Genomic DNA, 12,063 nt, shown 5'->3' with positions numbered 1-12,063 from the left:
GGCCCAGCAGCCTCCGTGGCCGCCTCGCTCAGTCGGCCGTCCCCGCTAGCGCAGAACCGCCAGGAAGCAGGCCACGCACTGGCAGGCCCACGCGGCCACGGTGCACACGTGGAAGATCTCGTGGAAGCCGAACCAGCGCGGCGAGGGGTCGGGAGTCTTGCGGGCGTAGACCACGGCGCCCAGCGTGTAGGTGACGCCGCCGGCCACCAGTAGCCACACGATCGCTGGGCCGCCCGCCCGCCAGAACTGTGGCAGGAACCAGATCGCCACCCAGCCCAGAATGATGTAGAGGGCGGTGGTGAACCAGCGCGGGGCGTGCATCCACAGCAGGTTCGTGGCCGTGCCGATCGCCGCTCCCGCCCACACGATCCCCAGGACCAGGGTGGTCGTGCGCGTCGGCAGCAGCGCCGCCGAAAGGGGCGTGTAGGTGCCGGCGATGAGCAGATAGATGTTCGCGTGGTCGATCCGCCGCAGGGTGGCCGCGACCTTCGCCGGCCAGTGCCCGGTGCCGATGTGGTAGACGCCGGAGTTGGCGAACAGCAGCAGTGAGCACGTCAGGTAGACGGCGCAGGCCCACTTCAGGCCCGCTCCCGGCGCCAGCACCGTCAGCACGATGCAGGCCGCCAGGGCCAGCGGTGCGGTACCGGCGTGGATCCAACCGCGCAGCCTGGGCTTGACGGAGGCGATGACGCCCTTGGCGCTCATGGACGTGGAGCGGCGCGGGGCCTGCGACGTCGAGGGCGATGTCGGTGACATGGGCGTGAGCGTCCTTCTGGGTGGTGTGGAGTGGGAACGGGTTGATGCTGAACCTTACGACTCCGTAGGTTACGTGACCGTAGGTTGCGGTGGTAGCGATCCGGACGGCGATGTGACACGGCAGGCATGGTGGCCTGCGTCGGCAGGTTCCGCGGCCGCCGTCGTCAGAGCCGGTGCGGTCCGGCCGCCTGGCACGCCTCCGTTGTGCCCCGGCAACCCTGGGTGAACCTGATGGCCGGATTTGACCCGGCTGTTAACCGGCTCGTCCAGCGCAGGAGGGGCCTTGCGCGATAGCGTTGGAGGTGGCCCCGAGCCGTCGGGCCCCGTCCCCCAGCAACCCCACCGAGGAGCCCCGAGGAATACGGCATGGCAGGCGACAACCTCCTCTACGACATCTACGAGCGCCGGCTGGCTGCGCGCATCGACCCGGCCACGGTGCCCCACCACGTGGGTGTCATCCTCGACGGCAACCGGCGCTGGGCCAAGTCCATGGGCTTCGGGGCCGCGCAGGGCCACAAGCGCGGCGCGGACAAGATCGAGGAGTTCCTCGGGTGGGCCGAGCAGATGGGGGTCCAAGTCGTCACCCTGTGGCTGCTGAGCACCGACAATCTCTCCCGCGACCCGGCCGAGCTCTCGCCCTTGCTGGACATCATCGCCCACGCCGTCGACGAGCTCGCCGAGACCGGCCGCTGGAGCCTGCGCCTCGTGGGCGCCGTCGACCTCCTGCCCGAGCCGCTGGCCGAGCGCCTGCGCGCCGCCGTCGTCCGCTCCCGGCCGTCGAGCGCAGAGGCCTCTGGGGTAGGTGGGTCGGCGGACGAGGCTGTCGAGACCGCTGAGGCCGAGGACCGGCGCATGCAGGTCAACATCGCCGTCGGCTACGGGGGGCGGCAGGAGATCGCCGATGCTGTGCGTGAGCTGCTGCGCGAGCGGGCCGCCGCCGGGGCGAGCCTGGAGGAGGTGGCCGCCTCCCTCAGTGAGGAGGACATCACTGAGCACCTCTACACCAAGGGTCAGCCCGACCCCGACCTGGTCATCCGCACCTCGGGCGAGCAGCGGCTCTCCGGGTTCCTGCTGTGGCAGTCGGTGCACTCCGAGTACTACTTCTGCGAGGTCAACTGGCCGGCCTTCCGGCGCGTGGACTTCCTGCGGGCGCTGCGCGACTTCGCCAGTCGGGAGCGCCGCCTGGGCCGGTAGCCGCCTCATCACGTGACTGAATGACGTGGCCGTCGGGGGCTGTCCTGGGGCCTTAAGTGTCACGGATGGCGACTTTTCCGCCTGTTCTGCGGCCGCTGTTTCTCGGGCGTGCCGTATAACCGCTGGTCATAGGGTTTCGCGGGTCGCCGCATCGAATGCCTGCACAGTGAATAGTCGCCCGTAGTGACACATTGCGGGATCTCAGGCAGGATGGCTCCCTGGTCCGGGCGCCGCCCGGCCTGGCTGGTGCCCCGGCCCCGGCGCGCGTCGACTCACCTGACGCCCCGCGCCGTTGAGCCGCGTACGCCGGCACCTCACGCACCGACGCGCACGCTGCCAGCGACACGCGCCGGCGTGCCCGCGGTCCCAAACGACAGGATCCTCGTGGCCGCACACCGCACCTCCGCCTCACACCGCTTCGCCTCCGGGAAGACCCCGGCCGCGGGTGAGGCCACCTTCGCCGACCTCGGCGTGGACTCAGACCTCGCCGCCGACCTCGACGCCCGCGGCTTTACCACGCCCTTCCCCATCCAGGCCGCCACCCTGCCCGACACCCTCGCCGGGCGTGACGTGCTCGGCCGCGGCCGCACCGGTTCGGGCAAGACCCTGGCCTTCAGCCTGCCGCTGGTCCAGCGTCTGGCGCAGCAGGACAAGGCCCGCCCCGGCCACCCCATCGGCCTGGTCCTGGCCCCCACCCGTGAGCTCGCCCTCCAGATCGCCGAGGTCATCGAGCCCCTGGCCCGGGTCGTCGACATGGACGTCACCACCATCTTCGGCGGGGTCTCCGCCAAGCCCCAGGAGAAGGCCCTCAAGGCGGGGGTCGACGTCGTCGTCGCCTGCCCCGGCCGGCTCCTGGACCTCATGGGGCAGGGACTCGTCAGCCTCGACGAGGTCGAGATCACCGTCCTGGACGAGGCCGACCACATGGCCGACCTCGGCTTCCTGCCCAATGTCCGCCGCATCCTGCGCGCCACCCCGCAGCGCGGCCAGCGCCTGCTGTTCTCCGCGACCCTGGACAACGGCGTGGACACCCTGGTCAAGGAGTTCCTCCACGACCCGCTGCAGCACTCCGTGGACCCCTCGACCTCGCCCGTGGACGCCATGACTCACCGTGTGTGGATGGTCGCGGACAAGACCGCCAAGGACGGCATCGTGCGGCGCCTGGCCTCGGGGGAGGGGCAGCGCATCCTGTTCACCCGCACCAAGCACCTCGCCCGGCGCCTGGCCCGCAAGCTCGTCCAGGCCGGGATTCCGGCCGTCGAGCTGCAGGGCAACATGAGCCAGAACGCGCGCGAGCGCGCCATGCGGGCCTTCTCCACCGGACAGGTGCACGTCATGGTCGCCACCGACATCGCCGCCCGGGGCATCGACGTCTCCGGCGTCGAGCTCGTGGTCCACGTCGACCCGCCCGCCGAGCACAAGGCCTACCTGCACCGCTCAGGCCGCACCGCGCGCGCCGGGGCCGCCGGCAGCGTCATCACCCTGGTCCTGCCTGAGCAGAAGCACGATGTGCAGGTCCTGCTCAAGAAGGCGCGGATCCGCGCGGACATCGAGCGCATCCGTCCCGACGACGACGCCGTGTCCGCCCTCGTGGGGCAGGTCGCCGAGGCCGTCGCGCTGGAGGACATGCCCGAGGGTGTGGCCATCAAGGGCGGCAGCCCCAGCGGTCGGGCCTCCACCGGGCGTCCGGGGCACGGCCACGGAGAAGCGGGGCGCGGCCGGTCCGGTCGCGGGGCCAAGGGTGGTCAGGGCGGCCGGGGTGGCCGCAGCGGGGGAGCGCGCGGCGGGAATGCGGGGCAAGGCGGGCGCAGTGCGAAGCGACGTGGCGGAAGCGGCGAGCAGGGTGCCGGGCAGCCCTCCGGCCGGGGTGGCCGCAGCGGCGGCTCCCGTGGACGTGGAGGCCGCGGTCGCGGGGCCAAAGGAGGTCAGGGCAGTCAGGGCGCTCCCGCCTGAGACATTATGCGAGGCGGTATTCGGCGTGAGGTCTTGGGCATTGACGATGTCGCGTCACGAGTTGCGCGCCCCATGTCTGTGTCGGTGAGTGGCGCCGGTGGTACGGCGGTTCAGCCTCAGCTCCGGCCGAGCGGAACCGGGATGCCGGTGCTACCGTCGAGTGGCTGACGGCGATCGGGAAGGTGGGTGGAGAGCGTGGTGGCGCACCTCTCGCGGCGAGCCCTGACTGGCGCGATGGCGGGCATCATCCTGGCCGGCTGCGCTTCTCGGGGTCCGCAGCGAGCGGCAACGCACTCGACTCCGCCGCCGTACCTGCGCTCGCGCGGGGCCGGCGCTGCGCCAAGCCTGCGGCCGACGTCGGGAGACCTGTCGGTTCCTGCCGCGTTCTCCTACACCGACGATGAGGACGAGACCTCCGACTGCATCTTCTACGCGACCACGGGAGCGCCGGTCGGACTGGTCGTCTACCTCGACGGCGACGGGCAGTCCTTTCACAGCCAGGGGAACCAGGATCAGGACGAGAGGTCCCGCGGTGGCCTGGCCGGTGCCGGGGGAGTTGTCGAGGCGGCGAGCGCTCGCGGGTACGACGTTGTCTCGGTGCGCGCTCCCGGAGACGACGGAACCTGGTGGCTGGAGGATCAGGACGGCAAGGTCCACTACCTGGAGCAGGCGCTCGACTACGTGGTCGCCGAGTGCGGCGCCACCACGGATCGGGTCTGGCTCGTGGGCTACTCCGGCGGCTCGGAATTCATCAGCCAGTGGTTCTTCCCGGCCTACGCCGAGCGCATGGCGGGCGGGGGCTTCCTGCTCTTCGGGGGCGGCGACGCGCCCGAGGGGAAGATGGCCTTCTCCTCAGGCACCAAGGAACGGCTCTGGCTGAACTGGGTCACCGGGACGCGCGACGTGCCTGCCAACAGCCTCGACGGATTTGACGGCAGCGGGCACGCCCGCAACAGCCTGGCCTACTACCGCTCGGTGGGCTTCGGCCATATCTGGAGCGAATGGCCCGACGACGACCACGGCAGCATCACCGAGAAGTTCGGCAGCTACGTCGGTCGCGTGCTCGACGTAGCTGCCGAAAACGGAAAATGACCAAGCTGCCGCGGAGGCTGGATGGTGAGTCTCCGGAGCAGTCCGCGATCTGCAAGGTGCGGTCCTCGTGCCTGGGTGTGTCACTGTGGCAGAGTGAGTTGTGCCGTCCTCGCTGGTCGCGGCATCCGCCCCGTGTGGATCGGTGCCACCTGCACTCACTGGATCCCAGCAACCATCACGCAGTCTGAAACCATATGCCGGCAGGGCAACAGGCTAGTGCCGCTGTGGCGCCCCGGGCACGAGTAAGGCCCCGACCCCTGGTGGGGCCGAGGCTGGCGGGGTACCCCCTGTGGGGCTCGAACCCACGACCTTCGGATTAAAAGTCCGCAGCTCTGACCAACTGAGCTAAGGGGGCGCACCGACGGCCGGAAGCAGAGTCCAGACGCCATCGGCAGGGGCCAGCATAGCCGGACAACCGACCGCCGTGTCGAACCGGCCTCGCCGTCGGCCGGAAGTGAACCCATGGGGGAGCGCCCACGCTCCCGCGAGACAATGGGGCCGTGCGTCGTCGCCGGCGCGCCCGCACCGCGTGAGGAGTCCCCATGGCCCGCCAGTTCCACCGCCCCGCCCGACTCGACCCCGAGGCCGCCGAACAGATCGAGGGCAGCACCGACACCGCCGTCGCCTCCGAGCTCGCCCACCGCGCCGCCCAGGCCCTCATCGGCGGCTTCCCCGGCACCGAGACCGAGGATGACCCCATCACCCGCTCCGGCATCGTCGCCGCGGTCGCCACCAACGGCATCGACGATATCGCCGAGCTGTGGGCCGACTCCCCGGCCACCACCCTGCCCGGCACCCTGTGGCGCCTCTTCCTCGTGCGCGAGTGGATCCGCCGCGACCCCGAGCTCGTCGCCCGCCGCTACGCCACCGTCATCGACCTCACCGAGGCCGACGACGCCACGAACGCCCGCCTCGAGTCCGCCCTCGGCGAGGCGCGCCCCGTGCCTTCCCCGACCGACCTGCGCGAGCACCTCGACGCCGTGCTGGCTGGCAGCGTTGAGGGCTCGGTCACCGAGATCGCCCCACTGCTGAGCGCCACCGCCGGATTCCTGCGCGCCCTGGCGGCCGGCTCCAACCCCGTGTGGATCGAGGACGACACCGACGAGCTCGCCGACCGCGTCACCCGCCGCGACTCCGCCCTCCTGGCCACCGCCGACGAGCTCACCGACGCCGCCCGCCGCGCCGCCGCCGGCCTCCTCGACTGAGAGGGCCTTGCGCAGGGGCGATCCGGGCGCGAGATGTCCAAATCGGATACAAAGGCCCGAAGTGAGTGTGTGAAGGTAGATCAGAACCGCATGATTCCGCGGATCTGTTGAAGCCGTGAAGAGTGCGCAAGCTCCTTTGTCTCCGATTTGGACACGATTGGCGAGATCATGCGCGCTTCGTGGGACGAGACGTGGGGGAGCGCGCAGCGGGGGCGCTGTCTCAGGTGGCGGGGTCGCCTATCGGCCGCGAGTCCCGAAGATCGGGCGTGAGCTGCGGCGCCTCGCATATTCGCTGAACTGGGGCGGACCCCGCCCCACAAGGCCGCCCGGACGTGGGACCATGTGGCCATGACCAACGACGCCCCCCACTCCGCCCCCACCCCGCTCTCCCGCTTCCTGGGCGGGTGGATGCGTCACCCCAGCCCCCAGGAGCCCGAGCAGGTGCCCGACGACGCCGAGGCGACCGAGGCTGCCGAGACTGTTGAAGCCGTCGAAGCCACTGAGGCCGCCGAGTCGGCGGTCTCGCCCGAGGCCGCGAGCACCGACGGGCCGGCCGCCTCCGCCATGGTCGCCGGCGCCGACACCCAGGGTGAGCCCGACGCCACCCCGGCCGCCCCCGGCGATTCCTCCACCGGTGACGAGGCCCCCGTGGGGCAGGAGGTCACCGAGCGCGCTGGCGACCCGGCCGACTCCACCAACCCCACCAACCCCGACGACCCCGAGGGTGCCGAGGAGGCGGTCGAGGAGGAGCACGTCATCGAGGTCGCCGACCCGCGCGACTTCGCCGACGACTCCGGCCCCCAGTACGAGGACGAGGACTTCGACGACATCGTCGACGGCGAGGCGGCCCCCGCCCCCGGCCCCATCGGCACGGCGACCCCCGCCATCGCCCCCTCCTCCATCACCTCCGCCAGTTCGCACTCGGCCCCTTCGGCCGCCGAGGCCCAGGCGGAGTCGGCCGCCGTGGCACCGGGGGACCCGGGTCTGCCCGCTCCCGGCAGCGCCCTCAGTGCGGGCCCCGCCGCCGGCTCCGGCAGCGCCCCCTCCGCAGCCTCCTCACTGAGCACGGCCGGTGCGGCCGGTGCCAGCGCTGCCGACGCCGCGGCCTCAGCCGCCTCCGCCGACACCGCCCAGGTGGACCCCGAGGATCTCCTGCCGCCCCTGAAGTCCTTCAAGAACCGCTTCATCGACCGGGAGCTGACCTGGCTGGATTTCAACGAGCGCGTCCTGGAGCAGGCCGAGGACCACACCCTGCCCCTGCTGGAGCGCGCCTGGTTCCTGTCGATCTTCTCCTCCAACCTGGATGAGTTCTACATGGTGCGTGTCGCCGGGCTCATGCGCCGCATCAAGGCCGGCATCACCCCGGTGCGCGCCTCCGGCCTGGACGCCCACCAGGTCCTGGCCCAGGTCACCAGCCGCACCAAGGAGCTCACCGCCCGCCAGGCCGCCCTCTTCCAGGAGGACATCCGCCCGGCCCTGGCCGAGCGCAACGTGAAGATCCTGGGCTGGGACGAGCTCAACTCCGACCAGCAGGAGCGCCTGACCCGCTACTTCCGCCACCAGATCTACCCGGTCCTCACCCCGCTGGCGGTCGACCCTTCCCACCCCTTCCCCTACATCTCGGGCCTGTCCCTCAACCTCGCCGTCATCCTGCGTAACCCGCGCAGCGGCAAGGAGCACTTCGCCCGCATCAAGGTGCCTGACTCCCTGCCGCGCCTCATCCAGGTCCCCGGCCGCGAGCTCGACGCCGCGGACAAGGCCGCCGGCTGCGCCGTCATCCCCATTGAGATCGTCATCGGCCAGCACCTCGATCACCTCTTCCCGGGTATGGACATCCTGGAGCACCACCTCTTCCGGGTCACCCGCAACGAGGACCTCGAGGTCGAGGAGGACGACGCCGAGAACCTCCTCAAGGCCATGGAGAAGGAGCTCGAGCGGCGCCGCTTCGGCGACTGCGTGCGCCTGGAGGTGGAGGACACCATCTCCTCCTTCACCCGCCGCTACCTGGTGCGCGCCCTGGGCCTTAAGGGCGACGACGTCTTCGAGCTCCCCGCACCCCTGGACCTGACCTGCCTCAACCAGCTCCACGACCTGGACATCCCCGACCTGAAGTACCCGCGCTTCGTGCCGGTGACGGCCGCGGGCCTGGCCGCCTACGAGTCCTCCTCCGCGCCGGACGTCTTCGCCGCCATGCGTGAGCACGACGTCCTGCTGCACCACCCCTACGACTCCTTCTCCACCTCCGTCCAGGAGTTCGTGGCCCAGGCCGCCGCCGACCCCAAGGTCCTGGCCATCAAGCAGACCCTTTACCGCACCTCCGGCGATTCCCCGATCGTGGACGCCCTCATCGAGGCCGCCGAGGCCGGCAAGCAGGTCGTGGCCATCGTCGAGATCAAGGCCCGCTTCGACGAGGAGGCCAACATCTCCTGGGCCCGCAAGCTCGAGCGCGCCGGCGTCCACGTCGTCTACGGCATGGTCGGCCTCAAGACGCACTGCAAGCTGCTGCTGGTCGTGCGCCAGGAGTCCGACGGCCTGCGCCGCTACTGCCACGTCGGCACCGGCAACTACCACCCCAAGACCGCCCGCGGCTACGAGGACCTGGGGCTGCTGACCTGCGACCGCGATGTCGCCCAGGACCTGACCACCCTGTTCAACCAGCTCTCCGGCTACGCCCCGCGCGCCCGCTTCCGCCGACTGCTCGTGGCCCCCCGCGGCCTGCGCGACGGGCTCGTGGAGCACATCGAGCAGGAGATCGCCAACCACAAGGCCGGCCTGCCCGCCTGGATCCGCATCAAGGTCAACTCCATCGTCGACGAGACCGTCATCGACGCCCTCTACCGCGCCTCGCGCGCCGGGGTGCCCGTCGACATCGTCGTGCGCGGCATCTGCGGCCTGCGCGCCGGCGTCGAGGGCCTCAGCGAGAACATTCGCGTGCGCTCGATCCTGGGGCGCTTCCTGGAGCACTCGCGCATCTACGCCTTCGCCGGCGGAGGCCAGACCGAGCTGTTCATCGGCTCGGCCGACCTCATGCACCGCAACCTCGACCGCCGCGTCGAGGCCCTGGTGCGCATCACCGACCCCGCCATGGTCGAGGACCTCGAGTGGCTGGTCACCCACTGCGCCTCCGACGACGTCGCCTCCTGGCACCTCCAGCCCGACGGCTCCTGGGAGCGTCGCCTCCTCGACGCCGAGGGCAACCGCCTCGAGGACATCCAGGACAGCCTCATGGCCCGGGCGCGCTCGCGCGTCAAGGGCCGGCACTGAGACGGCCGTGCCATGAGCCCGTCCAGCAAGAAGAACCGGTCGCGCGAGACCGTGAAGGCCGCTGGCGCCCTCGTGTGGCGTGAGAACGGCAAGCACCTCGAGGTGCTCCTGGTCCACCGTCCCCGCTACGACGACTGGTCCATCCCCAAGGGCAAGGTCGAGCCCTGCGAGTCGGTGCGCACCTGCGCCGTGCGCGAGGTTGCCGAGGAGACCGGCGTCCAGGTCATCCTGGGCCAGCCCCTCAGCCGCGTGCACTACAAGCTCGCCGACGGCTCGCGCAAGGAGGTCCACTACTGGGCCGCCCGCGTCGCCCCCGAGGCCTCGGCCGCCGTCGCCGCCCGCTGCGCCGTCAAGCCCGCCTCGACCAAGGAGATCGACGCCGTCGAGTGGCTGCGCGTGGGACAGGCCCGCAAGCGCCTGACCTACTCCTACGACCGCGACCTGCTCGGCGAGCTCGTCGACCTGTGGGAGGACGGCAAGCTCGACACCTGGACCCTGGTCCTCGTGCGCCACGGCCGCGCCGTCAAGCGCTCCGTGTGGAACCGCCCCAAGGAGCGGGACAAGGAGACCGACGAGACCACCCGCCCCCTGACCCACGACCAGGGCGAGACCCGGGCCCGCGCCCTCGTCCCGATCCTGGCCGCCTACGGGGTGGGGCGCGTCCTCACCAGCCCCTGGAAGCGCTGTGTGGACACGGTCGCCCCCTACGCCGCGGCCGCGGGCCTGGACCTGGAGACGGCCGGGGCGCTGACCGAGATGGCCCATGCCGAGAGCCCCAAGGGCGTGCGCTCCGTGGTCAAGAAGGTCCTGCGCGTGCGCGAGGAGCCGACGGCGCTGTGCACCCACCGTCCCGTCCTGCCCACCATCATGGAGGTCGTCTCCCAGTACGCCCCCGGCCGGCTCCTGCGCTCCGTGCCCGACCGGGACCCCTGGCTCAAGACCGGCGAGATCCTCGTGGTCCACATGGCCCGCCGCCCCCGAGGCAAGATCCGGGCCGTCGCCATCGAGAAGCAGCGCCCCGTCCTGTCTGAGGGCCGCTGACCGATGCCGTGGTTACTCAGGCTGCGAGCGGGACCTGCGCCATGCCAGGAAGGCGAGGACGTCGAGGGCCAGGAGGCTCAGCAGTGAGGCGTGCGCGGCGAACCAGAACGGTGTGGCGTGGGGCAGCAGCTGGCTGGGGTCGAAACCGTGCTCCTCGGCACGGTTGACCGCCGCGGTGTCGGCATTGCTCCACAGCACGAAGAAGCTGATGACCGAGGCGTTGAGCGCCGCCAGCACGGAGAGGAACGCGGGGCGTGAGGAGATCGTGAGGTAGTGGTCGTGCGTCATGTCGATGTCCTTCATCTGAAGCAGCCGTGTCCCCACCACCGTATCGAAATATGACGGTCCTCATAGGGATCGTTTACCAACCGTTTACCCCGGTCACCCGGAACCTTCATCCGGGGCGCCTATCGTGACCGCTGCCTGACAATCACCCGGTATCCGACTGGACCCCCGACCCCCTCTGACTGAGCGAGGAGAGCCTGTGCTCCTGACCCGTCGCGGCGCCCTGGGCGCCCTGAGCGTGGCCACCCTGACCGCGCTGACCGCCTGCGGGCGCGACGCCGGCGCCGCCGACCCCAACGCCTCCAGCGACCTGGTGGGGGAGATCCGCGGCGCGGGCGCCACCTCCCAGTCCGACGCGCAGGACGCCTGGATGAACACCTTCATGGGCGCCAACCTGCGCGCCACCGTCGACTACGCCGGCGGCGGCTCCGGGGCCGGGCGCACCAAGCTCGTCGAGGGTGCCGTCGACTTCGCCGGCACCGACACCCCCATGACCGCCGACGAGATCAGCCGGATCGGCGGCGCCGTCGAGCTGCCCCTCTACATCTCGCCCATCGCCGTGGCCTACAACCTGCCCGGCTTCACCGGCGAGTCCCACGTCAACATGACTGGCGAGGTCCTCGCCAAGGTCCTGTCCGGGGCCATCACCCGCTGGAACGACCCCGCCCTGGCCGCCCTCAACCCCGGCGCCGCCCTGCCCGACCTGCGGATCATCGTCGTGGGCCGCTCCGACGACTCCGGCACCACTAAGGCCCTGACCACCTACCTGGCCACCGTCGCCCCCAAGGCCTGGCCCCACGAGCCCGAGGAGACCTGGCCGCTGCGCGGCGGCCAGTCCGGCGACGGCACCGCCGGCATGATCCAGACCGTCTCCGCGGCCACCGGCACCATCGGCTACGCCGACGCCTCCAAGGTCCCCGCCACCCTGGGAACCGTCGCCGTCGGCTCCAACGGGGCCTACGTGCCCGTCTCCGCCAAGGCCGCGGCCGCCGCCCTCGATGCCGCCACCCTGGGCTCCGAGGCCGACGAGACCCGCCTGCTCTACCAGCCCAGCCACGATGCCGAGGGCGCCTACCCCATCGTCCTGGTCTCCTACCTCGCCGCCCGCCTGCGCTACGACGACGCCCGGATCGCCGCCGTCGTCAAGGCCTACCTGCGCTTCGCCGCCTCCACCCGGGGGCAGGATGTCTCCACCAAGGCCACCGGCTGCGCCCCCATCACCCGCCAGATGCGCGAGAAGATCAACGCCGCCATCGACAAGATCGCCGCCTGA

Annotated in this window: 9 protein-coding genes and 1 tRNA gene; 7 read left to right on the top strand and 3 right to left on the bottom strand. The window is 71.2% G+C overall.

The window, feature by feature from the left end; genetic code table 11:
- Window positions 1–45: 45 nt before the first annotated feature.
- Window positions 46–756, bottom strand: coding sequence for a hemolysin III family protein (locus HMPREF9058_RS11550; protein WP_009407273.1), 711 nt, complete (start codon window positions 754–756; stop codon window positions 46–48).
- Window positions 757–1,122: 366 nt separating this feature from the next.
- Between HMPREF9058_RS11550 and uppS the strand changes: the two genes are divergently transcribed.
- From uppS to HMPREF9058_RS11535, 3 genes are all read left to right on the top strand, one after another.
- Complete coding sequence (gene uppS, locus HMPREF9058_RS11545; protein ID WP_009747928.1) at window positions 1,123–1,950, top strand: polyprenyl diphosphate synthase; 828 nt, start codon at window positions 1,123–1,125, stop codon at window positions 1,948–1,950.
- A 384-nt stretch (window positions 1,951–2,334) separates the two neighbouring features.
- The gene (locus HMPREF9058_RS11540) at window positions 2,335–3,903 is read left to right on the top strand and encodes a DEAD/DEAH box helicase (protein ID WP_009747880.1); all 1,569 of its coding nucleotides are present in this window, start codon (window positions 2,335–2,337) and stop codon (window positions 3,901–3,903) included.
- A gap of 234 nt (window positions 3,904–4,137) precedes the next feature.
- On the top strand, window positions 4,138–4,995 hold the full coding sequence (locus HMPREF9058_RS11535; protein WP_050798064.1) for a hypothetical protein: 858 nt from the start codon (window positions 4,138–4,140) through the stop codon (window positions 4,993–4,995).
- A gap of 281 nt (window positions 4,996–5,276) precedes the next feature.
- Here the strand turns inward: HMPREF9058_RS11535 and HMPREF9058_RS11530 are convergent.
- Window positions 5,277–5,350: transfer RNA gene (locus HMPREF9058_RS11530), tRNA-Lys, on the bottom strand.
- 187 nt (window positions 5,351–5,537) lie between these two features.
- On the opposite strand from HMPREF9058_RS11530, the gene HMPREF9058_RS11525 reads away from it, so the two are divergent.
- The 3 genes from HMPREF9058_RS11525 (at window position 5,538) to HMPREF9058_RS11515 (ending at window position 10,505) form a co-directional block, all read left to right on the top strand.
- The gene (locus tag HMPREF9058_RS11525) at window positions 5,538–6,200 is read left to right on the top strand and encodes a hypothetical protein (protein ID WP_009747761.1); all 663 of its coding nucleotides are present in this window, start codon (window positions 5,538–5,540) and stop codon (window positions 6,198–6,200) included.
- A 348-nt stretch (window positions 6,201–6,548) separates the two neighbouring features.
- Window positions 6,549–9,464, top strand: coding sequence for an RNA degradosome polyphosphate kinase (locus HMPREF9058_RS11520; protein WP_043538231.1), 2,916 nt, complete (start codon window positions 6,549–6,551; stop codon window positions 9,462–9,464).
- A gap of 12 nt (window positions 9,465–9,476) precedes the next feature.
- Complete coding sequence (locus tag HMPREF9058_RS11515) at window positions 9,477–10,505, top strand: NUDIX hydrolase (RefSeq protein ID WP_009407303.1); 1,029 nt, start codon at window positions 9,477–9,479, stop codon at window positions 10,503–10,505.
- 12 nt (window positions 10,506–10,517) lie between these two features.
- Here HMPREF9058_RS11515 and HMPREF9058_RS11510 read toward each other — a convergent pair whose 3' ends face one another.
- Window positions 10,518–10,793, bottom strand: a complete 276-nt coding sequence (locus tag HMPREF9058_RS11510) for a cell surface protein (RefSeq protein WP_254654145.1) — start codon at window positions 10,791–10,793, stop codon at window positions 10,518–10,520.
- 196 nt (window positions 10,794–10,989) lie between these two features.
- On the opposite strand from HMPREF9058_RS11510, the gene pstS reads away from it, so the two are divergent.
- Complete coding sequence (pstS, locus tag HMPREF9058_RS11505; RefSeq protein WP_009747941.1) at window positions 10,990–12,063, top strand: phosphate ABC transporter substrate-binding protein PstS; 1,074 nt, start codon at window positions 10,990–10,992, stop codon at window positions 12,061–12,063.

This window comes from Actinomyces sp. oral taxon 175 str. F0384 (assembly GCF_000223355.1).
In the GTDB taxonomy this organism is placed as follows: domain Bacteria; phylum Actinomycetota; class Actinomycetes; order Actinomycetales; family Actinomycetaceae; genus Actinomyces; species Actinomyces oris.
Note: the sequence above shows the minus strand (reverse complement) of the source record. Positions and strands in the feature narration are given on the sequence as shown.

Coding starts and splice junctions, on each gene's coding strand:
- HMPREF9058_RS11550 (WP_009407273.1), bottom strand. CDS start 756: ATGTCACCGACATCGCCCTCGACGTCGCAGGCCCCGCGCCGCTCCACG.
- uppS (WP_009747928.1), top strand. CDS start 1,123: ATGGCAGGCGACAACCTCCTCTACGACATCTACGAGCGCCGGCTGGCT.
- HMPREF9058_RS11535 (WP_050798064.1), top strand. CDS start 4,138: ATGGCGGGCATCATCCTGGCCGGCTGCGCTTCTCGGGGTCCGCAGCGA.
- HMPREF9058_RS11525 (WP_009747761.1), top strand. CDS start 5,538: ATGGCCCGCCAGTTCCACCGCCCCGCCCGACTCGACCCCGAGGCCGCC.
- HMPREF9058_RS11520 (WP_043538231.1), top strand. CDS start 6,549: ATGACCAACGACGCCCCCCACTCCGCCCCCACCCCGCTCTCCCGCTTC.
- HMPREF9058_RS11515 (WP_009407303.1), top strand. CDS start 9,477: ATGAGCCCGTCCAGCAAGAAGAACCGGTCGCGCGAGACCGTGAAGGCC.
- HMPREF9058_RS11510 (WP_254654145.1), bottom strand. CDS start 10,793: ATGACGCACGACCACTACCTCACGATCTCCTCACGCCCCGCGTTCCTC.